The organism is Modicisalibacter ilicicola DSM 19980, from assembly GCF_900128925.1.
GTDB lineage: Bacteria > Pseudomonadota > Gammaproteobacteria > Pseudomonadales > Halomonadaceae > Modicisalibacter > Modicisalibacter ilicicola.
The window spans coordinates 56220-79557 of the sequence record NZ_FQUJ01000008.1; the positions used below are offsets into that span (position 1 = coordinate 56220).

Here is a 23338-nt window from a genome sequence, read left to right on the forward strand (position 1 = left end):
AGCATGTGTTCGGTCATTGTGTTTGTCGCCAGCGCCAGTCACGGCTATGCTGGTGGATATTGCAATGCACAACGACACGGCATCACGCTGCCCACGGGAGATCCATGAGCGAGGTCAAGGCGATCAATCTGGCCCTGCAAGGCGGCGGCGCCCACGGTGCCTTCACTTGGGGCGTGATCGATCATCTGCTTGAAAGCCCTCGCGTGCGCATCGAGGGCATCAGCGGCACCAGTGCCGGGGCCATGAATGGCGTTGTCACCGCCGATGGGCTGCTGGAAGGCAGCGAGGAGATTGCCCGGGAAAAGCTCGAGAGCTTCTGGTCCGCGGTGAGCAAGGCGGCACTGCTCAGCCCCATCAAGCGCACCCCTCTCGACATGTGGATGGGCAACTGGAGCCTCGACTACTCCCCGGGCTACCTGACGTTCGATATCTTCAGCCGTGTCGTGTCGCCCTATCAATTCAATCCGCTGGGCATCGATCCCCTGCGTGACATCATCGATTCCCATGTCGATTTCGAGCGGGTGCGGGCCTGCCGCTACCTGAAGCTCTTCGTCTCGGCAACCAACGTGCGGTCGGGCAAGCAGCGGGTCTTTCGTCGCGAGGAGATGGACCTGGATGCGGTCATGGCATCCGCCTGCCTGCCATTTCTCTACAAGGCTGTTGAGATCGATGGCGAGGCCTACTGGGACGGGGGCTATGTCGGTAATCCGGCGCTGTTTCCACTGATGGAGGAGTGCGATTCACGCGACATCGCCATCGTGCAGATCAACCCCATCTATCGCGACAAGGTGCCGCGCAGCGCCGCCGAGATTCTCAATCGCATGAACGAGATCACCTTCAACGCCTCGCTGATCAAGGAGGTGCGCACCATCGCCATGCTCAAGCGACTCATCGAGGTCAGCGACAGCGATCTCGAATGCTATCGCGACACGCACTTCCACCGCATCGATGCCGAAGACACCCTGCATTCGCTTTCCGTGTCGAGCAAGCTCAATGCCGAATGGCTCTTCCTGAAGCACCTGAAGCAGCAAGGCCGGCGTACCGCCGAGCGCTGGCTCGACGAGCATTTCGATGCCCTTGGCGAGCGCTCGACCCTGGATATCGATACGGTCTACATGTAAGCGTCGCCATGAGCGTGGAATGTCGGCATTGACGTCTTTCGTACATACGGTTCATCTTGACAAGACAACCCACCTGAAGAGGAGCCCCACGATCGGAGTTCAGGAAGGCGACGCCAGGAGGCCATGTCATCCGAATGACACCCATCGCTGCCAGCGTCGTTATCGCCGTCACTTCCAGGAGTGCCTACGCCGATGGTACGAATCGACAAGAAAGCCACCCGCCTTTACGTACTCGATACCAATGTCCTGATTCACGACCCCTCTGCCCTCTACCACTTCGAGGAACACGACGTGGTCATCCCCATGACCGTGCTCGAGGAACTCGACAAGCACAAGAACGGCATACGCGAAATCGCTCGCACCGCCCGCCAGGTCAGCCGCACCCTCTCCGAACTCACCGCCGAGGTCTCCTTCGACGAAATACGGCACGGCATTCCTCTCACCGTCGCTGCCGGCCAGACCGGACGCCTGCGCTTTCTCTGCTACAGCGACCTGCAGCCCCTCGACCACCTGGAGGACAGCCCCGACAACCGCATCCTCGCCGAGACCTGCCGCCTGCGGGATGAACGCCCCGACGCCTCGGTGATCCTGGTCACCAAGGACATCAATCTGCGGGTCAAGGCGTCGGCGCTGAACGTGCCGGTGGAGGACTACCGCAACGATCGCGTCTTCAGCGACAGCGATGCGATGATCGAGGGGACCAAGGTCTATACCGCCGCCGGCAAGGACGGCACGAGCCTGTGGGAGTCGCTCAACGTCGAGGTCCAGGTCGAGCGAGTCGATCATCACACCTTCTATCAGCTCAGTGGCGAGATGCCCGCCGACTGGCACGTCGGCATGCTGGTCTCAGACAGTGACAACGGGGCCGACTTCGAGGCCATCGTGCGCCACCTCACCCCGAGCAGTGCACGACTGCAACTGCTGACCAACTATCGCCACCACGCCGGCGTGTGGGGCGTGCATGCCCACGATAGCCGTCAGAACTTCACCCTCAACCTGCTGATGGACCCCGAGATCGACCTGGTCACCATCGCCGGCAGCGCCGGGACCGGCAAGACCTTCATGACCCTGGCTGCGGCCTTCCAGCAGACCCTGGACACCAAGCTGTTCGAGCGCATCGTCTTCACCCGGGCACCGATTCCCATGGGCGAGGACATCGGCTTCTTGCCCGGCACCGAGGAGGAGAAGATGTCGCCGTGGATGGGTGCCTTCCACGACAACATGGACAACCTGCTGCGCGACGAGAAGGAGGGTACCTCGAGCTGGAACGAGGGTGCCACACGCCAGCTGATCGGTTCACGGGTGCAGATTCGCTCGCCGACCTTCATGCGCGGACGCACCCTGAACGACACCTTCCTGATCATCGACGAGGCACAGAACTTCACGCCCAAGCAGTTGAAATCGCTGATCACCCGAGCCGGGCGCAACACCAAGATCGTCTGCCTCGGCAACGTCGGTCAGATCGACACCCCCTACCTCAGCGCCAATACCTGCGGCATGGCTGCGGTCGTCGAGCGCTTTCGCGACTGGCCCCATGCCGGCCATGTCACACTGAAGAGCGTCGAACGCTCGCGCCTGGCGCTGGCGGCGGAAGAGCTGATCTAGCGCCTCCCTTGGCCCGATGATCGACGGCCCGCTCAGGCGGGCCGTCGTCGTCGAGGTTCGTGATGCTATCAGCTATCAGCGGTCCGGATTTTCGTCCGAACTCTTGTCGAAGTGCTTGTTGGTCACACTTTCGATGAGTTCCTCTTTTTCACTCTTGGGGTCGTTGTCGAGGCGCTCTTCGGCTTCTCGGTAGAGGCATACATAGGTGTTGCAGGAGGCGCAGAATACCTTGTCGTCCGGATTCTTTTCCTGGGACACACGCATGAGATGGCTGCCGCAACTGGGACAGGGCTTGTCGAGACGAAATTCTTCGGCGAAATCGGACACGGACATGGATAGCCTCCTTTCTTGACCTGTCGTCACCAATCCTGGGATCGGTATCGATTACAGTGTTTGGGCCAACGCCCGATTAATCAAGTCACGCGGCCCCCTCCCGCCGACGCAGTACCACGCTGAGGTTGTTGGCCGGCATCTCGACGATGCGCTCGATACCCAGGCCATGCTCATGGGCCAGCGCCTCTACATCGTTCAGGTCACGAATGCCCCAGCGCGGATCGCGCCGGCGCAGGGTGTCGTCGAAGGCGGCATTGCTTGCCGCAGTATGCCGGCCCGCGCGCTTGAACGGGCCGTACAGGTAGAGCACTCCCCCCCTGTCCAGCATATCGCCGGCGCCGGCGAACAGCGCCTCGGTCGCCTCCCAGGGCGCGATATGGATCATGTTGATGCATATCAGGGCGTCGCACTCCTGCTCTGGCCAGGGTGTCTCGACAACGTTCAGTCGCACCGGCTCGAGCAGGTTGTCGAGCGACTCGCTGTCACGCCAGGCGGCGATGGACGCCAGCGCCGCGGGATCGGGATCGCTGGGCTGCCAGAGCAGATCCGGCAGGTGCCGGGCGAAATGCAGCGCGTGCTCGCCACTGCCACTGGCGATCTCCAGTACCTTGCCCCGGCTCGGCAGCACCTCGCGCAACACCGCGAGTATGGGATCGCGGTTGCGGGCCGCGGCGGGGCTGGAAAGACGATGATCACTCGAGTTTTCCATCATCGATTCATTGCCTTGTCGAAACCGTTCACGCTCCTGGCGAGGGGTGCTCAATGATGAAAGCGATCCGCGGCCTGCTGCGCCAGCGCCTTGATGCCTTCCCAGTCTTCATCATCGATCAGCTTCTTGGGCGTGAGCCAGGAACCGCCGACACACATGACGTTGGGCTGCTTTAGATAGCTCTCGGCATTCTCGAGGGTGATGCCCCCGGTGGGACAGAAACGCGCCTCGGGGATCGGGCCACCGAAGGCCTTGATCGCCGCGACGCCGCCACTGGCCTCGGCGGGGAAGAACTTGAAGCGACGGTAGCCATACTGCCAGCCGTTCATCAGCTCGGAGATGGTCGCCACCCCGGGCAGCATCGGCACCGGGCTGCTCACCCCGTAGCGATACAGGGCATCGGTCGCCCCGGGAGTGACCACGAAGTCGGCGCCGACCTGTTCCGCCTGACGATACTGGGCGGGAGTCAGCACGGTGCCGGCACCGACACTGGCGCCAGGCAGCGCCTCGTTCATGCGGCGAATCGCCTCCAGCGCACAGTCGGTACGCAGGGTGATCTCCAATACCGGCAGGCCGCCTTCCACCAGGGCTCGCCCCAGGGGGATGGCATCCTCTATGCGCTCGATGGTGAGCACGGGAATGACTTCGGCCTTGAGGCAGATGCTGTCGAGCTCGGTGGTACGCGTCGAGGGCAATTGCTTTTCGATGGTCATGGCACTACTCCAAAGGAAACACAGGGCGCCACAGGAACTCAGGGCGCCCAATAAACAGCAAGCGGGCAACTCAGGAAGGCGCGGATGGGCAATTCCCTCACGTCATCACCGCCCATGGCACGGGCCAGCACGGCACGCTTGTCGTCTCCGACGATGTGCAGCATGTGACGGCGCGCCTTGTGCAGCCAGCCCGCGCTCAGCGTGATACGCGGTTGGGGCACGCTGGACGCACGCACGGCCACCGTGGCCTCGTCGGTGCTCAGCGCCAGCCCCAGCTCACCGCTGTCGGGAAACAGCGAGGCGGTATGGCCGTCTCCACCCATGCCCAGGATGACCGCGCTGGCAGGCCAGGATAACCCGGCCAGGCGCTCGGCTACCTCGGCGGCACCCTCCTCGGGCGTTCCATGAGCGGTGGTCAGCGGATGAAAGCGTGCGGCCGCCGCCAAGCCTTGCAGCAGGTGCTGGCGCACCAGCCGAGCATTGCTGTCCGGGTGCTCGCCATTCACCCAACGCTCATCGGCCAGGGTTACGTCGACACGCTCCCAGGGCAGATCCACGGCGGCGAGTCGCGTGAAGAACGGCACCGGCGTCGAGCCGCCGGACACCACCAGCAGGGCGCGCTCCTGGTTGGTCAGATCCACTGCCAGGGCGCTGGCGACGGACTCCGCCAGCTGGGCAGCCAGCTGCTCGCGAGGCTGGGGAGCATGTGAAGACCGGGATGAACTCATCAGTAATCCTCGTACCAGGAGCGACCGTCCTGGGTGATCATGGCGATCGACGCCACCGGCCCCCAGGAACCGGCCGGGTAGCGCCGTGGCGGCACGTCGAGCTCGTCCCAGGCCGCCACCAGACGATCGGCCCAGCGCCAGGCGTGCTCGACCTCGTCACGGCGCACGAACAGATACTGCTGACCCTTCATGACCTCCAGCAACAGGCGCTCGTAGGCATCGGGAATGCGCGACTTGGGAAAGGCGCTGTTGAAATCCAGGTGCAGTGGCCCGGGGCGCAGGCGCATCCCCTTGTCGAGCCCGCCATCCTTGGTCAGCACCTGCAGCGCGATTCCCTCCTCGGGCTGCAGGCGGATGATCAGCTTGTTCGCCGCGAGGTTGCGCTGATCCGGATCGAAGATGTAGTGCGCCTGCTGGCGGAAATGGATGACGATCTGCGACAGCTTTTCCGGCATGCGCTTGCCGGTGCGCAGATAGAACGGCACGCCCGCCCAGCGCCAGTTGGCGACCTCGGTGCGCATGGCGACGAAGGTTTCGGTCCGACTGTCGGTGTTGGCGCCCTCTTCGTCCAGGTAACCCGGCACGCTGCTGCCGTCGATCGAGCCGGCGATGTACTGGCCGCGCACCACGTCCCGGGTGATCGACTCGCGGTTGAAAGGCGTGAGCGCTTTGAGCACCTTGACCTTTTCGTCGCGGATGGCGTCGGCGTCGAGATTGGAGGGCGGGTCCATGGCGATCAGGCACAGCAGCTGCAACAGGTGGTTCTGGACCATGTCGCGCAGTTGCCCGGCCTTGTCGAAATAGCCCCAGCGCCCTTCGATTCCCACTTGCTCGGCAACGGTGATCTCGACGTGGGAGATGTGATTCTGGTTCCATTGGGTGCCGAACAACGGATTGGCGAAACGCAGCGCGATCAGGTTCTGGACCGTCTCCTTGCCCAGGTAATGATCGATGCGGTAGATGCGCGACTCAGGAAACACCGCACCGATGGCATCGTTGATCTCCCGGGACGATTCGAGATCGTAGCCGATGGGCTTCTCTACCACCACGCGGGTCTCGTCGTCGAGGCTGCCGCTGGCATGCAGATTGTGGCAGATGTCCCCGAAGATGCTGGCGGGAACCGCCAGGTAGACCGTCATCGGCCGTCCGGCATTTCCATGCGGGGCGCTCGTTCGCCACTGACGGATGGCATGGAAGCCTTCCGGATGACTGAAATCGAGCTGCAGATAATCGAGGCGTTCGAGAAAGCGGCTCAAGCAGGCCTTGTCCAGGGACGCCGGCTTGACGTAGGTCTTCAGTGTCTTGTGCACGCGCTCGCGGAACGCGACGATGTCCATTTCCTGGCGCGCCAGCCCCAGAACCCGCGTGTCCGCTGCCAGCAGACCGTCCCGATCCAGATGGTAGAGCGCAGGGTAAAGCTTGCGTAACGCCAGATCGCCCAGTCCACCGAAGATAGCCAGGTCGACGTCGGGTGTGGTGCCTTGGACCATGGAACGGCTCTCCAAATCTGGTTAACTTACCGACAAAATACGTCAGGACTACCCGGCTTCGCAAATACGGTAGTAAGTTTAACAAAATTCGCGAATCAAATCGTTTCGTCTTTGTGTCACGCCCGAGGCACGGTAGGATACGAACACCCATGTAGTTAAATCACCACCTCAGTATGGTAGGGAGATCCCCCCGATGGCCAGCCACGATCTTCTGGAGCGTATCCGCGACCGGCTGGAGGAACTCAACCGCTCGGAGCGCAAGGTGGCGGAAGTCATTCTTCGCGACCCGCTGACCGCCACCGGCTTGAGCATCGCCACGCTGGCCCAGCGGGCCTCGGTCAGCGAACCTACCGTCAACCGTTTCTGCCGCAACTTCGACACCAAGGGCTACCCCGACTTCAAGATCAAGTTAGCCCAGAGTCTGGCAGGAGGCACCCCCTATATCAGTCGCAACGTGGAGCGGGAGGACGATGCGGCCAGCTACGCCGACAAGATCTTTGGCGCAAGCATCGTGGCCCTGGACGACGCGCGCCGCGCCCTGGACGCCCGGCGCATCGAACGCGCCGTGGACTACCTCATCCAGGCCAAGCAGATCAGTTTCTTTGGACTCGGTGCCTCGGGGCCGGTGGCCCAGGATGCCCAGCACAAGTTCTTCCGCTTCAACCTGCCGGTGACGGCCTACGAGGATGTGCTGATGCAGCGCATGGTGGCGGCGGCCAGCCACACCGGTGACGTCATCGTGATCATCTCCTATACCGGGCGCACCCGCGAGCTGGTGGAAATCGCCAAGGTGGGTCGCGACAATGGCGCCGTGGTGCTCGGCATCACCGCCCCGGATTCGCCGCTGGCCGCCCAGTGCACCGAAACCCTGGAAGTCGTCACCCCGGAAGATACCGACATCTACATGCCGATGACCTCGCGGATGATCCATCTGGCGTTGATCGATGTGCTGGCGACCGGCGTGACCCTCAGGCGTGGCGAGGACTTCCTGCCACATCTCAAGAAGATCAAGGACAGCTTGCAGGCCACGCGCTTTCCTCTCGGCGATGCCTGACAGGGCTCGTCGGCCCCTTCCACTTCATGCATTTTTCAAGGAGAGCCGCTCGCCGAAGTGGTCTATCCAGCAGGACTCGCGTAGGGTATGCCCGTTGTGCTGACCTGCCGTTTCGTTGCCAGGCCAGCCACCCATGGCACACTATGCTGATCGCGCTCTGGAACGAACCCCTTGATGACAACGGCCACCCTTACCCTCGAGGATTGGCGTGCCTGGCAGCCCGGGCGCACACCCCTGGACGACCGGCGCCTCTCGGTCGAGGAGCGCCCCGGCGCGACCTCCCTGCCGGCCATGTTGCGCCGCCGTCTCAACGGGCCGGGGCGGGCGGTCTGCGATATGCTTGCCGCCCTCGATCCAGGGGCCGACTGCGTGCTGCTGCATGCCTCGCGGCACGGCGATGCGGCACGCACCCTGGAAATGCTCTATGCCCTGACCGAGGGTGAGCCCCTGTCGCCGGCCCGCTTCGGCATGTCGGTACATAACGCCATCGTCGGCGTGCACTCCATCGCTAGCGGCAACCGCCGCTCGCTCCAGGCCATCGCTGCTTCCGGGGCCGAGGTGTCGGCCCTTTTCAGCGAAGCGCGCGGCTACCTTGCCGAAGGCGAACCGCAACTGATCGCCGTCTTTAGTGATGCCCCCGTTCCCGCGCGTTTTGCTTATCACGAAACGCACTCCGAGCCTGCCTCGGCCGTGGCGCTACGCCTGGGGTTGGCCACGACACCTTCTGCTGGACGGCCCTTGACCTCGCATGATGCCGACGAGGCAATGCTCCGGGATGCTCGCCCGCCCCATCCCAGCGACGTGATTGCCTGGCTGCTCGGCGAGGCGCCACTGATCTGCCCGACCCGCCGACTCATGTGGATCCTGGACTCCTGATGCCCAGTGTCCTTGTCATGCCACGCCTGGCCGGCAGCGGTCTCGATCGAAGCTGGCGCCGGATCGCCACGGGCGGCTGCTTCCTGCTCTTCGCGTTCTGCGCCCTGACGGTGGGACTGGGCATCGCTCCCCTGCTCAAGCTTGCCAGCCCCGATCGAGCCGTCTCCCAGCGCCGTGTACGGCGTGTCGTGGGGTTGGCCTGCCGAGGGTTCGTGACCGTGCTTCGCGGCCTGGGGCTGATCGATTACCGGCTCGTCGACGGTGAGCGTCTGAGGCATCCCGGGCGACTCGTGCTGGCCAATCATCCCTCCTTGATCGATGCCCTGTTCTTGCTCGCCTATACGCCGAATGCCGGCTGTATCGTCAAGGGGCGCCTGGCCAGGCATCCTGTCACCCGGCACGTGATCCAGTCCGCCGGCTTCATCGCCAACCGCAATCCCCGCAGGGTGATTGCAGAAGCCTGTCGGGCCTTGGAAAATGGGCAGTCGTTGATCGTCTTTCCCGAGGGAACGCGATCGACGCCCGGCAAGCCGATTCGTCTGCGCCGGGGCGGCGCCATCATCGCGTTCTCGAGCGGCGCCGCGATCACGCCGGTGAGGATTCGCTGCGAGCCCAGCACCCTGGTCAAGGGCATCCCCTGGTATCGGGTGGCCCCCCGCAAGCCCTGCTTCCGCCTCGAGATCGGTGAAGCCATGATACCTGCCGAGGCGGAGACGACATTGCAGGCCACGCGCGACCTGAACCGCCGGCTGGAGGCCTATTTCAATACTTTCCTGATGGACGAGGATGTCACCCGTGTCGAACGACCTGGAACTTGAACTCAAACACTTGATCATCGACACCCTGGAACTCGAGGATGTCACTCCCGACGACATCGACCGGGACGAGCCTCTTTTCGTCGAGGGCCTGGGTCTGGATTCCATCGATGCCCTGGAACTGGGGCTGGCCCTGCAGAAGACCTACGGCATCAAGCTCGACGCCGACAGCGAGGAGTCTCGCCACCATTTCGCCGATCTGAAGAGCCTGGCCGCCCTGGTGGAAGCACGTCGCGTCAAATAGCCAGGGAGAGGCCAGGAGATGACCGCGCCGAGCCTTGCACGCCCGACACCGCGCCCGACCCTCGTCACGCTGCTCTGCGGCCTGTTGATGCTGGCCTGGCCGCTGCTGGTGTTCCTCCTGCTGCCCCGCGACGGCGCTCTGCCGTTGCTGGCACTGGGCGTGGCACTGATCTGCTGGCGGCTGCCTGTCGGATACAGGCGGTGGGGGTTGCTGCTGGGGGCGGTCGTGGCGATGCTGGCTCTCCTCGGTGATGCGAACCTCGGGGTACGCGCCTGGCCTGTGCTGATCAATGCCGCCCTGCTGGGCCTGTTCGCCTGGAGCCTGCGCCACCCGCCCACCCTGATCGAGCGCCTGGCACGTCGCTGGGAGCCCGACCTGCCGCCCAGCGGGGTTCGCTATACCCGACGGGTCACCCAACTCTGGTGTGGCTTCTTTTTCGTCAATGGGGCGATCGCCCTGTGGACCGCCCTCTACGCCGACCTGGCCACCTGGACCCTCTACAATGGCGGCATCGCCTACGGGTTGAGTGGCGCCCTGTTCATCGGCGAATGGTGCGTGCGCCAGCGTGCAAGAGGCAAGGAAGCTCATGACTGAAGCCTCGCTGCTTGGCGCCCCCTGGCGAACCGCCTCGCTCGACCAGCCGGCAGGCTGGCGGTGCGATGCCCCCGCTGCATCCGAGGCCGTTACCTGGCGGGCTTTCCATGAGCGCATCGGTGCCTGGCAAGTCCTGCTGGACACCCTGGCCACCCCCGGCCGGCGCTGGCTGTTGCACCTCAAAGATCCTCTCGAATTCGCCGCTGCGCTCATCGCCTGCTGGGAGCGAGGCGACAGCGTCGTGCTGCCCGCCGACGATCGTCCCGACACCCTGGCCGGCGTGGATCGTATAACGCACGCCCGACTCGGCGACGTGGCCAAGGCCCACCTTGCCACGCCTCGGGGCGCCTCACCGCGCTGGGGCAAGCTGAATGCCGAACGTCTGGCCGTCTCGCTCTACACCTCGGGCTCGACCGGCGACCCGCAACGCCTGAACAAGAGCTTCGCCCAGCTCGATGCCGAGCTTGCCACCCATGCCCGGTTGTGGCCCCTCGAGGGGCGACTGGTGATCAGCCAGGTGAGCCATCAGCATATCTATGGCCTGCTCTTTGCCATACTGCGCCCGCTTTGTGAAGGCGCCCCCATGGCCATGAGCCTGTGCCGCTACCCGGAAACCCTGAGCGACTGGCTGTGGCGCCTGGACCGGACCAGGCGCCACAGCCAGGACGCCCCGCCGGGGGCGGTACTGATCAGCGCTCCCCCTCCCCTGGAGCGCCTGCCCAGGGAGATAGACTGGGAAGCCGCGCCCCGGGTACTAAAACGCGTTCATTCCTCGGGGGCGGCATTGTCCTGGGCGGCCAGCGAACATGCCTGCGAGCTGCTCGGCGTCGCGGTCAGCGAGATCTACGGCAGTTCCGAGACCGGCGGCATCGCCTGGCGCATCCAGCAGCAGGGCGAGCGCTGGATGCCACTTGCCGGCGTCGAGGTGCGTGACGACTGCCATGGTGCCCTGTGGCTGCGCTCGCCGTTTCTTTCGAGCGGCGATTGGCAGCGCCAGGCCGATCGCATCAGTCTCGAGGGCGACGGCTTTCGCCTGCTGGGGCGCTCCGATCGTATCCTCAAGGTGGGCGGCAAGCGCCTCTCCCTCACCGCCATGGATCGCGCCCTGGGCGGTCATCCCGGGGTGGTCCAGGCCCGCACCGTGTGGTTGCCGGAGCGGGACACCCGACTGGGGGCCATCGTCCAGCTTGCCCCGGAGCGGCTTCCTCATGACCACGCCGCGCGTCGCGACCTGATCGAGACCTTGCGCCGGCATCTGCTCGCTGCCTTCGAGTCGACGGTGGTGCCTCGCTACTGGCGCTTCGTCGATGCCTGGCCGACGGACACCCAGGGCAAGCTCTCCGGCACCGTCGTGAGACGGCTGTTCCGCGACCTGGAGGATCGACGCGTGCCGCGTTGGCTGGGGGTGGAGCGCCAGGATGACGATCACTGCCGCATGACGCTCGAAGTCCCCGAGCGCCTGCGGTATGTGCAAGGCCATTTCGATCGGCACCCCGTGGTGCCGGGCGTGGTCATCGTCCAATGGATCGTCGAGCTGGCTCGGGAACATCTGGGCGTCTCCGGGGTCTTCCAGCGACTCGAACGAGTGAAGTTCCCGACGCTGCTGGTGCCCGGCGAGCGAGTGACGCTCTCCCTGGCCCTGACCCATGATGCGCGGGATACCCGGCTCGCCTTCACCGCACGGAGTCCGCGGGGCACCCACGCCACGGGCAGGGTCGTCTTCCACGCGCAGGAGGTCAATCATGTCGAGTGATCAGCCGGCTCGCCCTTGCGTGCTGATCCCCGTCTACAATCATGCCACCGCCATCACCACGACCTGCGCCGGAGCACGCCGCCTGGGAGTGCCCCTGCTGCTCGTGGATGACGGCAGCGATGCCGAGTGCGCCCAGGTGCTCGATGAACTGGCCACGGCGGACGACGTGCATCTGGTGCGTCTGGCAGCGAACAGCGGCAAGGGAGCAGCAGTCAAGGCGGGCCTGCTCGAGGCCGAGCGCCAGGGCTTCACCCATGCCCTGCAGGTGGATGCCGACGGCCAGCACGAGCCGGAGGACTTTCCGCCGTTCCTGGACGGACTGACCGCCCGGCAGGAAGAGTTGCGCATCGCCTATCCGCTGTTCGATCAGAGCGTGCCCCGGCATCGCTATTACGCCCGCTACGCGACCCACGCCCTGGTATGGCTCAACACGCTCTCCTTCGCCCTGCGCGACACCATGTGTGGTGTCAAGCTCTACCCGGTCGCCGCGGTCAATCGCCTGGTCGCCCGTCATGGATGCGGCGAGCGCATGCAGTTCGATACCGAATTGCCGGTGCGCTGGCTGTGGGCGGGTCTGCCGGTGATGAACCTGCCGGTGCGGGTCCATTACCCGATGGATGGCGTGTCGCACTTCGATCTGTGGGGCGACAACGCACTGCTGGCCCTCATGCATGGACGGCTCTTCTGTGGCATGCTGCGTCGCCTGCCGTACCTGCTGTTTCACCGACCGAGAGTCTCGAACCCCCGACCATGAGTTCATCCACCGACATCCCACGGCATTGGGCCCGCATCCAGGAATCCGGCTCGGTGGCCGGCATGCGCATCATGGTGTGGATTCGTCGCCATCTCGGGCGCCTGCCCTTTCGGGTGATGTTGGGTCTGGTGATCGTCTACTACTATCTCTGCCAGTCCTTGCCGCGCCGCGCCTCCCGTGAATATCTCCAGCGGATCTGGCCGCTGCATGCCGGTCACCTGCCGCGCTGGCGTGCCTGGCTCGGCCTCAAGCACTTCATGGCCTTCGGCCAGTCGCTGATGGACAAGGTCGATGCCTGGAGCGGTGTGCCGCTCGACGTGCGCCTGGCACCGGAAGACCGTGCCTGCCTGGATCGAGCCATTCGCAGCGGTCGCGGGGGGCTGATGCTGGTGTCACACGTCGGCAACCTGGAAATCTGCAGCGCCATGAGCGACACGCGGGACGACTTCCATGTCACCCAACTCATGCACACCCGCAACTCGCGCAAGTTCAACCAGCTCCTGGATCGCTCCACGCGGCGTCGCGGCCCCGAGATCGTCGAAGTCACCGAAATCACGCCGGCCACCGCGCTGGGCCTGGCCGAGCGCATCGACGCCGGGGGGTTCGTGGTCATCGCTGCCGACCGTATCCCCATCGACGAGCAGGGCCGCGTCCGCCCTCTCGAGTTCCTGGGAGCCACGGCCCTGTTCCCCGAGGGCCCCTTCTGGCTGGCGGCCTTGCTGCGCTGTCCCATCTATACCCTGAGCTGCTTGCGCGAAGGCGGCTCGCATCGGGTCGAGTTTCGACCCTTCGACGACACCAGCACACTGCGCCGCGCCGATCGCGATGCCTGGCGCGAGGCGGCCATGCAGCGCTACGTGGCCTGGCTCACCGATCAATGCCGCCGCTACCCCTTGCAGTGGTTCAACTTCTTTCCCTTCTGGCAGACCGATGACCGATACGCTTCCTGACCGTAGCTCCACGCGACTGCATCTCGACGGGCAGACCGTCGAGCTCGAGACCGTCCTGGCCGTTGCCGAGGGCCGCCTGCGGGTCGCGCTTTCCGACTCGCCCGAGTTTCGCGAGCGTATCGCCGCCGGCCCCGCCTTCCTGGAGCGACTGCTCGAGGAAGAGGGTGTCGTCTATGGCGTCACCACCGGCTACGGCGATGCCTGTACCCGTTCGGTGCCCGCGAACCAGCACGCCGAACTGCCACGTCATCTGTATACCTTCCATGGTTGCGGGCTTGGCGAGGTGCTCGATATCGAATCCGCCCGAGCGGTGGTACTGGTACGCCTGGTATCGCTGTGCCGAGGTGTCTCCGGGGTCAGCCTCGACCTGCTCGAACGCCTGGTATGGCTGCTCGAGGAAGACGTCATCCCGGTCATTCCCGCCGAGGGCTCGGTGGGCGCCAGCGGCGATCTGACGCCGCTTTCCTATCTGGCCGCCGTACTGTGTGGCGAGCGCGAGGTCTTCGACCGGGGCCAGAGGCGCCCTGCCGCCGAGGCACTCGCCGAACGCAACCTCGCCCCCTATCGGCTGCGCCCCAAGGAGGGCCTGGCGCTGATGAACGGTACCGCCGTGATGACGGCCCTGGCCTGCCTGGCCTACGGGCGTGCCGAACGGCTGTCACGGCTGGCCACACGGATCACCGCCATGAACGCCTGGGCGCTGGACGGCAATCCTTACCATTTCGATGCCGACCTGTTCGCCGCCAAGCCGCATCCGGGCCAGCAGCGGGTCGCCGCACGCCTGCGCCGGGACCTGGGCCAGGCCGATGTCGACGACGCCACCCCGCGCAACTCCTCACGCCTGCAGGACCGCTATTCGACACGCTGTGCCCCTCATGTCATCGGCGTACTGGAGGACAGCCTGCCCTGGCTCCGTAGCTTCATCGAAAACGAGCTCAACAGCGCCAACGACAACCCGCTGATCGAGCCGGTGGTCGGCAAGGTAATGCACGGCGGCCATTTCTACGGCGGCCACATCGCCTTCGCCATGGACTCGCTGAAGACCCTGGTGGCGAACATCGCCGACCTGCTCGACCGGCAGCTTGCCCTGCTGGTCGACACCCGCTACAACCACGGCCTGCCCGCCAACCTGAGCGGGGCGGGCGCCTGCCGGGCCGCGCTCAACCATGGCTACAAGGCCGTGCAGATTGGGGTCTCGGCCTGGACCGCCGAGGCCCTCAAGCTGACCATGCCGGCCAGTGTCTTCTCGCGCTCCACGGAGTGCCACAACCAGGACAAGGTGAGCATGGGCACCATCGCCGCCCGGGACGCGTTGCGCGTGCTCGCCCTGACCGAACAGGTGGTGGCCGGGGTGCTGCACGGTGCCTGCCAGGCCGTGGATCTGCGTCGCGCCCTCGACACCCGGCTACCGCCGGTGCTGGCCGCCTTCCAGCAACGCTGCCGTGAATGCATCGCCTTCGTCGAGGAGGACCGTGCCCTGGAAGCCGATCTGCGCTACCTGTGTGCACATATGACCGAGCTGACGGAGGGAATCCATGGCGACTAGGATCACGCGGCTACGTCGGATCATCTGGTTCATGCTGCTCCTGCCCGGACCGGCGCTGGCCTTCGAGCTTGCCGACCTGCAGGACCGCTTGAGCCAGAGCGAGGCGCTCGAGGGGCGTTTCGAGCAGCAACGCTATCTCGCCGACCTCGACACCCGACTCATTAGCAGCGGTCACTTCCTGTACGAGCGTGACACCCGGGTCGTCTGGACCCTGGAAACCCCCGTCGAGGATCGCCTCGTGTTCAAAGCCGAGAGCCTCCCCGAGGCGGCGCCCGTGCCGGGTGAGGCGTCAGGCGGGTCTCCCGACAACGCTCGGCAACGCGAACAGGTCGCGACCCTCTTCCTGCGCCTGCTCCAGGGTGACTGGCAGAGCTTGCGGGAGCGTTTCAGCCTCGAATTGAGCGGTGACGAGAACGCCTGGCAGGTCACCCTGATCCCCGAGGCCGAAGCCTTGCGCGAGCGGCTTTCCCGCATCGAGCTTCAGGGCGGCCGCCACCTCGAGCATCTCGAGCTCGACGCGGCCAACGGGGATGTGCTCGAGGTACGCTTCTTCGACCAGCGTCCTCTCGAGGCCGGGGCTGCCGAGGCGCCCGATGCCAGCGAGCCCTGAACAGCAGCACACCGGAATGCCGCGCCTGCTGGCCTGGCTGTGGGGTCTGGTGCTGCTGGCCTGCCTGCTCGGCCTGGGCTGGCTGATGCGCGACGGCCTGCCGGTGGATACGCGACTCACCGCCATGCTGCCCGAGAATCACCAGTCGCCCCTGATCGAACGGGCCAGCGGGCGGCTGAGTCGCAGTTTCGAGGATCGCTTCGTGCTGTTGCTCTCTTCCCCGGACCTGGAAGCCGATGCCGGGGCGCTGGCCCAGGCACTGAGCGACGCCGGAGACGATGGCACGCCCCTACTTGCCGAACTCGAGTGGCAGCCCCGCGACCTGGCGAAAAACGACCCGCGCCAGGCCCTGGATGCCTATCGCTACCGCCTTCTCACTGCCGAACTGCGCCAGGCAATCGATCAGCATGGCGGCAGGACGCTGATTCAACCCGCCCTGCGCGCACTCTTCTCGCCGGCGGGACAACCCCAGCCCGTGGTCGATCCTTTCGGGCTGCTCGAGCGCTGGATCGATGCGCGCGACGACAGTCCGATCCGTGCCCGTGACGGCTTGCTCACCGTCAGTGGGGAAAGTCGGACCTACGCCCTGCTGATCGGCCACCTGGCCGGCTCCCCCTACGACCTTGCCGCCCAGCAGACGCTGTCCGGGGTCCTCGAGGCATTCGAACGCCACCATCCAGAGGCCACGCTCCTGCGCTCGGGGCTGATTCTGCATGCCGCCGCCGCCGCCCGTCAGGCCAGACAGGAGATCACCACCATCGGGCTCGGCGCGCTGATCGGCCTGGTCGCGATACTGCTGGTGGTGTTTCGTTCACCCCGCGCGCTGCTGCAGATGCTGCTGCCTCTGGCCTGTGGCCTGCTGTTCGCCCTGCCGCTGACGCTGATGCTCTTCGGCCGGCTGCATCTGATGACGCTGGCCTTCGGCGCCAGCCTGATCGGCATCGCCATCGACTACGCCCTGCACCTGCAGTGCGATCGTGCCGTGCACGGCAGCGCGTTTCGGCTGCGCAGGCTACTGCCTGGGCTCGCCCTGGGGCTGGTCTCGAGCCTGCTGGCCTATCTGGCCCAGACCCTGACGCCGCTTCCCGGATTGCGCCAGATGGCCACCTTCGCGAGCTTCGGCCTGCTCGGGGCCTGGCTCAGCGTGGTGCTATGGCTGCCACGCATGAGGCTGCCCCACCACGCCGTCACCGCACGGCTCGCCGAGAGGCTCTGGCGCCACACGACCCCGCGCCGTCGTCTCTCGCCGGGAACTGCCCTGGCCGCAACCCTGCTCGCCGGCGTGCTGATCGGCTGGCAACTGACCAGCGACGACAGCCTGCGGCTGCTCAATCCCTCCTCGCCGGGGCTACTCGATCAGGAGCGCCAGGTGCAACGCTTGCTGGGCAGCGACACCGGCAATCGATACCTGCTGGTCACCGCGACGAACGAGGCGGCACTCCTGAAACGCCTCGCCGAGCTGGGTGACACCCTGGAGGAGTGGATCGCCGAGGGCGCCAACCTCGACTACATCAACCTGGCCGACAGCGTGCCACCGCCGTCGGTACAACAAGAGAACCTGGCCCGGGTACGGCGCCTGTATGGAGACCCCCTGGACAGGCTGGTGAATCAGGCAGGACTCGAGGCGAGGGTCGCCGAACGTGCTCGACAGCGCCTGGATCGTTCTCCCGCTCTCGATGTCACAACCTGGTTGGACACGCCCCTGGGCAACGCTCAACGTCGTCTCTGGCTGGGCGAAGTGGCCTCCGGGAACGAAGGTGCGGAAAGCGCCGTCGCGGCGACGTTGCCCGTCGATCTCGACGGCCGCGACACAGAGGCCCGTGAAGCCCTCGAACAACGGCTGATGCGCCTGGCTGCCCGGGACGAGGGCGTCACCTACGTCGATCGCGTGGCGCGTATCGCCGAATTGCTCGGCCGGCTACGCGAGCATATCGTCTGGTGGGTGGCCACCGCAGTGGTGGGGCTGACCTTGCTGCTGGCCTGGCGCTACGGCCGCGATACCTGGCGGGTGCTGACCCCGCCACTCGGCGCCCTGATGGGCGTTCTGAGCCTGTTCGCCGTCCTGGGTATCCCGCTGAACGTCTTCAGCCAGCTGGGATTGCTGCTGGTGCTGGGAATCGGGCTGGACGCCGGTATCTTCAGCGTCGAGCATGGACGTCGGCCCTCGACCTGGCTGGCGATCAGCCTGTCGACGCTGACCAGTCTGCTGGCCTTCGGCCTGCTGACGTTCAGTGCAACCCCCGCGCTGCATTACCTGGGCCTGTCCTGTCTGAGCGGTCTGACGATCGTGTGGTGTCTGGTACCCTGGGTACGCCCCCATCACGATCATCCATCAACGACGCAACTGCCGGCGGAGAGCCCTCATGGCACCTGAACGTTCTTCCCATTTCGATACCGATGTCGTCGTCATCGGTGCCGGGCCTGCCGGCGCCGCCGCCGCGGCGCAGCTGGTGCGCCTCGGGCATGGCGTGCGGGTGCTGGAGCGCAGCCACTTCCCGCGCTTCTCCATCGGCGAGAGCCTGCTGCCCCAATGCATGAGCCACCTGGAGACGGCAGGTCTGCTCGAGACGGTGCAATCCGCGGGCTACCAGTTCAAGAATGGCGCCGCCTTCACGCGTGGCGCCACTCGCACCGCCATCGATTTCCGCGAAAAGTTCACCGAAGGCTGGGGGACCACCTTCCAGATCGAGCGCGCCGATTTCGATCAACGCCTGATCCATGCCGCCGCCACTTACGGCGCCCAGGTCGCCTTCGGCGTCGCGGTGACGGATTTCCGGCCCGACGCCGAACGCCCCCGGGTGAGCTACACCGATGAAGAGGGTCGGACCACGACCCTGACCGCTCGCTTCGTGCTGGATGCCAGCGGCTATGGCCGAGTGCTGGCCCGCAAGCTCGACCTGAGTCGCGATCCACGCCTCGAGCCGCGCATGGCGCTGTTCACCCATGTCGAGGACCGTATCGATGCCCCGGACTACGATCGCGAAAAGATCCTCATCGGCGTGCACCCCGAAGACCCCACGATCTGGTACTGGCTGATCCCGTTCGCCAACGGCCATGCCTCGGTGGGAGTAGTGGGTGCCATCGACACCCTGGAACGCTACGGCGACAATGCCGAAGATCGCTGGCGCCGGCTGATCGATGCCGAACCGCGCTATCGTCGATTGTTGCACAACGCCCGTCCGGTGAGGCCCATCGGCGAGCTGAAGGGGTACTCCGCCGACGTCTCTTGCCTGCACGGCCCAGGTTATGCCCTGCTCGGCAATGCGGGAGAGTTCCTCGACCCGGTCTTTTCTTCCGGGGTGACCATCGCCCTGCGCTCGGCCGGTCTCGCCGCCCCGCTGGTCGATCGTCAGTTGCGCGGCGAGCCGGTGGATTGGCAGTCCGACTTCGAGACGCCGCTGCGTCAGGGTATCGCCACCTTTCGTGCCTTCGTCGATGCCTGGTACGACGGTCGCCTGCAGGCCATCGTCTTCAGCGAGAAGCAACCCGACGGGCTGAAGCGCATGATCAGTTCGGTGCTGGCCGGCTATGCCTGGGACGAACGCAACCCTTTCGTCGCCGCCACCGACAAGCGATTGACGACGCTGGCCCAGCTCTGCGGCTACACCTTGCCCCCGGCACGACAGGGAAGCACATGACGAACGTCTTTCACCCATCACGGTATCTTGCCGTCCTGGCGATGGCATTGCTGACCCTGGCGAGCGGCTGCGCCTGGCTGCCCTCGACCGCGCCCTCGCCACGCCTGGACAGCCTGCCGCTGACCGACACGCTCGAGCGTCGCCTGACCTTCGTTCCCGACGACGCCCCGCAACGAACTCGCAAGCTGATTGCCTTGATCCGCCTCGATGACGAGCAGTTGCGTGCCGTCTTTCTGACCCCCTATGGCCAGCGCCTGGCGACCCTGGTTCACGATGCCGAGGGCAGTCGCTTCGAGGAAGGCGACTTGCCCCGGCAAGCCCTCGAGGAGGCCCTGCCCGTGTCTCCCGAGTGGCTTGCCTCGCGCCTGGAATGGAGCCTGTGGCCGCCCGTGGCCCTCGAGGAGGCATTCACCGGCACTCCCTGGAGCGTGGATATCGTCGAGGACGTCCGGGTGATCCGTTTCCATGGCCGGGTCATGGCCCGGGTTACCCCGCCGGCGACGGACGCCACCCGCGACGAGGCGGTGCTGCTCGACGACCGCCAGGGCAAGTATCGCCTGCGCATCGCCCCTCTCGAGGCGCCCCGGCGGGAGCCCCCTGAATGAGCATCGCGAACGACATGACCCTCCCTTGTCGTCTGTCGACACCCGGCGTGGCCTGCAGCCTGGGCGACAGCCTGGAAACGATTGCCGCAGCCCTGTTCGAGGGGCGTCGTGGCCTCACGCCGAGCGATGCCTACACGCCCGGCCGCGAGTTGCCGCTGGGCCGGGTGACCGCCACGCTGGCCGATGATACCCGCTGGCCCACCCGGCATCGCAGTCGCAACAACCGCCTGCTGGCAACCGCCCTGGCGCGGCTCGACCTGGCGCGGATTCTGGTGGATCACGACCCTTCGCGCATCGGCGTGGTCATCGGCACCAGCACCTCGGGAATCGGCGAGACCGAACAAGCCCTGGCACTCGCCGGGCGTGAGGCCCCTCTGCCCGACGCTTTCCATTACGCCCAGCAGGAACTCGGTTCGCCTGCTCAGTTCATCGCCGAGCATCTGGCACTCACGGGACCGGCCTACGTGCTCTCTACCGCCTGCAGTTCCAGTGCCCGGGCCCTGGCCAGCGCTCGGCGTCTGCTGCGCTCCGGCGAATGCGATGCCGTGATCGCCGGCGGCGCCGATACGCTCTGTCGTCTCACGGTCAACGGCTTCGCCAGCCTGGAAGCGGTCAGCGACGCCCCCTGCCTGCCCTTTTCCGCTCATCGCGATGGCATCAACCTCGGCGAGGCCGCGGCCCTGTTCATCGTCACTCGCGAACCGGGCGGCATCCAGCTCGAGGGCGTCGGCGAGAGCTCGGATGCCTATCATGTCTCGGCACCACGCCCGGACGGCAGCGGCGCCCTGGCCGCCATGCGCGCGGCGCTGATCCAGGCCGATTGCACCAGCGATCGGATCGACTACCTCAACCTTCACGGCACCGCCACCCCGCATAACGATCTCATGGAAGCCAGGGCCATCGCCGGACTGTTCCCCACGCCGCCCCCCTGCAGCTCGACCAAGGCCATGACCGGCCACACCCTGGGCGCCGCCGGCGCCCTAGAAGCGGCTTTCTGCTGGCTGGCCCTCCAGCACGGTCGGCTTCCCGTGCATGTCTATGACGGGAGTTACGACCCGACCCTGCCCCCTTTGCCACTGGTGCATGAGTCCAGGGGCAAGACGCCGCGCCGGGTAATGAGCAACTCCTTCGCCTTCGGCGGCAACAACGCAAGCCTGGTGCTGGGCAAGGTGGATTGATATGGCCACGAGCGAAAGCCTGCCCGCGCTGCCCTGCCCGATCGCCCCCTACGTCCCCCAGCGCCAGGACATGTGCCTGCTCGATCGGATCCTGGCTGTCGATGACGTCAGCCTCCGGGCCGACGTCATGCCGGGTGCAGACGATCTCTTTGCCACCGAGGTGGGGATCCCTGGCTGGACGGGGCTCGAGTGGCTGGCCCAGGCCGTCGCCGCCTGGGCGGGCTGGCATGCCGCCGCCCAAGGCGAGGCGCCCGCGATCGGTTTCTTGATCGGTACCAAGCGCTTCGAGACCACTCGGGAGCACCTGCCCCCGGATCGCACCTATCAGGTGACGATTCGCCTCGATTTTCGTGCCGACAACGGCCTGGGCCACTTCCGGGGCGAGATCCTGGATGACGAGGGGAGATGTCTCGCCGCGGGCACCTTGGCCGTATTCCAGCCACCCCCCAACGAGGAGACCCAGCCATGACCGACACCCTGCTCGTCACCGGATCGAGTCGCGGCATCGGCCGTGCCATCGCCCTGCGCCTGGCTCGCGACGGCTTCGATATCGTCGTGCATTGCCGTCGCCGGCGCGACGCCGCCGAGAGGGTGGCCGACGAGGTTCGTGCCATGGGCCGCAGCGCCCGGACGCTCTGTTTCGATGTCGCCGATCGTGACGCGGCCCGCCAGTCGATCGAGGCCGACATCGACGCTCACGGTGCTTACTACGGGGTGATCTGCAATGCCGGCGTCGCTGCCGACGGCGCCTTTCCCAGTCTCACCGACGAAGCCTGGGACAGTGTCATCCGCACCAATCTCGATGGCTTCTACAATGTAGTGAAACCGCTGGTCATGCCCATGGTTCGACGTCGCGCCCCGGGGCGCATCGTGGTGATGTCCTCGGTATCGGGGCTCATGGGCAATCGCGGTCAGGTCAACTACAGCGCCGCCAAGGCGGGCTTGAACGGTGCAGTCAAGGCACTGGCCGTGGAACTGGCCAAGCGGAGCATCACGGTCAACGGCGTGGCGCCCGGGCTGATCGACACCGACATGACCGACGCGTCGGCGATGGAAGGGGCTCTCAAGCTCATTCCCATGCAGCGGATCGGTACCGGCGACGAGGTGGCTGCCGCGGTGAGCTTTCTCTGCTCCCCGGATGCCTCCTACATCACCCGCCAGATCATTGCGGTGAATGGGGGAATGTGCTGAGCAATTTGGGACATATCGATCCCTGTCACACGTTAAGCTATCGTCATTCAACCGCGTCGTGAGCGCAGGATCATGCTCGACCGTCTTTCATTTGCATACGTGCAGGAATTTTTCATGCGATACCTCGCCGTAGTCCTACTGTTGATGCTCTCGCTTCCTGTCCAGGCGCTCACCCTCGAGGAGTGGGGCTCCTGGCAGGCTTCCACACCGGCCTTTCAGAGCCAGATAGAGCAGAGCCGCTGGCTCGAGGAGGCCGAGATCCGCGTCCATGCCACCGGTCACTTGCTGTTCACCCCTTACCAGCCTCTGGTCTTGCAGTGGCTGACCCCCGAACCGCGGCTGATGGAGCTCGACAAGACCGGCCAACTGCTCGACCTGAGATCTCCCGAAGGCGCCTCCGTCGTTCCTCCCCTGGAGGAGAGCGATGACAACCTGCCCGGCGAACAGCAGATGGTCACACTGCTGCTGAGCGCACTGAGCGGCGATCTCGCCGCTCTGGAGACGAACTACCATCTGATGCTGGAGGGCGACCGCGACGCCTGGCAATTGATTCTCTTGCCTCGTGAAAGAGGCGAATCGACACCCAGGAAGATCACCCTGGAGGGAGGGCGCTTCGTCACCACCCTGGGGGCCACGACGTCGGAGAGCAACGAACTGGTGCTGGAGCTTTCCGACCATCACCGCCTCGTCGATGCCAAGGGCGCGCGAGTGCTCGCCACGGCCTTGCGCAAGGAGCGGACGCCCGAAAGGCGCGATGAGGACGAAGATGACGAAGACGACGATGAAGACGACGACGATTGAACTGAATGCCCGCGAGGGAACAGGCTCCTG

Annotated in this window: 24 protein-coding genes; 19 read left to right on the top strand and 5 right to left on the bottom strand. The window is 65.5% G+C overall.

Translation table 11 applies throughout. The features are described from left to right. Positions 1-104: 104 nt before the first annotated feature. Positions 105-1121, top strand: a complete 1017-nt coding sequence (locus tag BUA41_RS10180; protein WP_072822414.1) for a patatin-like phospholipase family protein — start codon at positions 105-107, stop codon at positions 1119-1121. A gap of 192 nt (positions 1122-1313) precedes the next feature. Then, positions 1314-2726, top strand: a complete 1413-nt coding sequence (locus BUA41_RS10185; protein WP_072822416.1) for a PhoH family protein — start codon at positions 1314-1316, stop codon at positions 2724-2726. 75 nt (positions 2727-2801) lie between these two features. On the opposite strand, the gene BUA41_RS10190 is transcribed toward BUA41_RS10185, so the two are convergent. The 5 genes from BUA41_RS10190 to zwf form a co-directional block, all read right to left on the bottom strand. Beyond that, positions 2802-3059 carry a hypothetical protein gene (locus tag BUA41_RS10190; protein ID WP_072822418.1) on the bottom strand — a complete coding sequence of 86 codons (258 nt, stop codon included), beginning with the start codon at positions 3057-3059 and terminating at the stop codon, positions 2802-2804. 85 nt (positions 3060-3144) lie between these two features. Further along, positions 3145-3768, bottom strand: a complete 624-nt coding sequence (locus BUA41_RS10195; RefSeq protein WP_084671403.1) for a DUF938 domain-containing protein — start codon at positions 3766-3768, stop codon at positions 3145-3147. Positions 3769-3818: 50 nt separating this feature from the next. Next, positions 3819-4481 carry a bifunctional 4-hydroxy-2-oxoglutarate aldolase/2-dehydro-3-deoxy-phosphogluconate aldolase gene (locus BUA41_RS10200; RefSeq protein ID WP_072822422.1) on the bottom strand — a complete coding sequence of 221 codons (663 nt, stop codon included), beginning with the start codon at positions 4479-4481 and terminating at the stop codon, positions 3819-3821. A gap of 38 nt (positions 4482-4519) precedes the next feature. Continuing rightward, positions 4520-5209: a 6-phosphogluconolactonase gene (gene pgl, locus BUA41_RS10205; protein WP_072822424.1), complete on the bottom strand. Its 690-nt coding sequence runs from the start codon at positions 5207-5209 to the stop codon at positions 4520-4522. Next, positions 5209-6699: a glucose-6-phosphate dehydrogenase gene (zwf, locus tag BUA41_RS10210; RefSeq protein ID WP_072822427.1), complete on the bottom strand. Its 1491-nt coding sequence runs from the start codon at positions 6697-6699 to the stop codon at positions 5209-5211. The genes pgl and zwf overlap by 1 nt, the downstream gene beginning before the upstream one ends. Before the next feature lie 193 nt (positions 6700-6892). Between zwf and BUA41_RS10215 the strand changes: the two genes are divergently transcribed. The 17 genes from BUA41_RS10215 to BUA41_RS10295 all read left to right on the top strand — a co-directional run bounded on the left by BUA41_RS10215 (position 6893) and on the right by BUA41_RS10295 (position 23308). Continuing rightward, positions 6893-7753: a MurR/RpiR family transcriptional regulator gene (locus BUA41_RS10215; RefSeq protein WP_072822429.1), complete on the top strand. Its 861-nt coding sequence runs from the start codon at positions 6893-6895 to the stop codon at positions 7751-7753. 174 nt (positions 7754-7927) lie between these two features. Continuing rightward, complete coding sequence (locus BUA41_RS10220; RefSeq protein ID WP_072822432.1) at positions 7928-8629, top strand: beta-ketoacyl synthase chain length factor; 702 nt, start codon at positions 7928-7930, stop codon at positions 8627-8629. Further along, on the top strand, positions 8629-9447 hold the full coding sequence (locus BUA41_RS10225) for a lysophospholipid acyltransferase family protein (RefSeq protein WP_084671406.1): 819 nt from the start codon (positions 8629-8631) through the stop codon (positions 9445-9447). Before BUA41_RS10220 ends, BUA41_RS10225 begins: the two co-directional genes overlap by 1 nt. Further along, on the top strand, positions 9416-9688 hold the full coding sequence (locus BUA41_RS10230; protein WP_072822434.1) for a phosphopantetheine-binding protein: 273 nt from the start codon (positions 9416-9418) through the stop codon (positions 9686-9688). Before BUA41_RS10225 ends, BUA41_RS10230 begins: the two co-directional genes overlap by 32 nt. Positions 9689-9706: 18 nt before the next feature. Then, complete coding sequence (locus BUA41_RS10235) at positions 9707-10282, top strand: COG4648 family protein (RefSeq protein WP_072822436.1); 576 nt, start codon at positions 9707-9709, stop codon at positions 10280-10282. Then, positions 10275-12035, top strand: coding sequence for an ApeI family dehydratase (locus BUA41_RS10240; RefSeq protein WP_072822438.1), 1761 nt, complete (start codon positions 10275-10277; stop codon positions 12033-12035). The genes BUA41_RS10235 and BUA41_RS10240 overlap by 8 nt, the downstream gene beginning before the upstream one ends. Further along, positions 12025-12789, top strand: a complete 765-nt coding sequence (locus BUA41_RS10245; protein ID WP_072822441.1) for a glycosyltransferase family 2 protein — start codon at positions 12025-12027, stop codon at positions 12787-12789. Before BUA41_RS10240 ends, BUA41_RS10245 begins: the two co-directional genes overlap by 11 nt. Then, a complete protein-coding gene (locus BUA41_RS10250) occupies positions 12786-13739 on the top strand; it encodes a lysophospholipid acyltransferase family protein (protein WP_072822443.1) in 954 nt (317 codons plus the stop codon). Before BUA41_RS10245 ends, BUA41_RS10250 begins: the two co-directional genes overlap by 4 nt. Beyond that, positions 13720-15285: an HAL/PAL/TAL family ammonia-lyase gene (locus BUA41_RS10255; protein ID WP_072822446.1), complete on the top strand. Its 1566-nt coding sequence runs from the start codon at positions 13720-13722 to the stop codon at positions 15283-15285. The genes BUA41_RS10250 and BUA41_RS10255 overlap by 20 nt, the downstream gene beginning before the upstream one ends. After that, positions 15275-15895: a LolA family protein gene (locus BUA41_RS10260; protein WP_072822448.1), complete on the top strand. Its 621-nt coding sequence runs from the start codon at positions 15275-15277 to the stop codon at positions 15893-15895. The genes BUA41_RS10255 and BUA41_RS10260 overlap by 11 nt, the downstream gene beginning before the upstream one ends. Continuing rightward, complete coding sequence (locus tag BUA41_RS10265; RefSeq protein WP_072822450.1) at positions 15879-18269, top strand: MMPL family transporter; 2391 nt, start codon at positions 15879-15881, stop codon at positions 18267-18269. Before BUA41_RS10260 ends, BUA41_RS10265 begins: the two co-directional genes overlap by 17 nt. Further along, a complete protein-coding gene (locus tag BUA41_RS10270; RefSeq protein ID WP_072822452.1) occupies positions 18259-19533 on the top strand; it encodes an NAD(P)/FAD-dependent oxidoreductase in 1275 nt (424 codons plus the stop codon). Before BUA41_RS10265 ends, BUA41_RS10270 begins: the two co-directional genes overlap by 11 nt. Beyond that, positions 19530-20138: a DUF3261 domain-containing protein gene (locus BUA41_RS10275; RefSeq protein ID WP_072822454.1), complete on the top strand. Its 609-nt coding sequence runs from the start codon at positions 19530-19532 to the stop codon at positions 20136-20138. The genes BUA41_RS10270 and BUA41_RS10275 overlap by 4 nt, the downstream gene beginning before the upstream one ends. After that, a complete protein-coding gene (locus tag BUA41_RS10280) occupies positions 20135-21316 on the top strand; it encodes a beta-ketoacyl-ACP synthase (RefSeq protein ID WP_245791895.1) in 1182 nt (393 codons plus the stop codon). The genes BUA41_RS10275 and BUA41_RS10280 overlap by 4 nt, the downstream gene beginning before the upstream one ends. A 1-nt stretch (position 21317) precedes the next feature. Continuing rightward, the gene (locus BUA41_RS10285; RefSeq protein WP_072822456.1) at positions 21318-21785 is read left to right on the top strand and encodes a hotdog family protein; all 468 of its coding nucleotides are present in this window, start codon (positions 21318-21320) and stop codon (positions 21783-21785) included. Next, the gene (fabG, locus tag BUA41_RS10290) at positions 21782-22507 is read left to right on the top strand and encodes a 3-oxoacyl-ACP reductase FabG (RefSeq protein ID WP_072822458.1); all 726 of its coding nucleotides are present in this window, start codon (positions 21782-21784) and stop codon (positions 22505-22507) included. Before BUA41_RS10285 ends, fabG begins: the two co-directional genes overlap by 4 nt. A 114-nt stretch (positions 22508-22621) precedes the next feature. Beyond that, positions 22622-23308 carry a hypothetical protein gene (locus tag BUA41_RS10295; protein WP_072822460.1) on the top strand — a complete coding sequence of 229 codons (687 nt, stop codon included), beginning with the start codon at positions 22622-22624 and terminating at the stop codon, positions 23306-23308. Positions 23309-23338 lie beyond the last annotated feature (30 nt).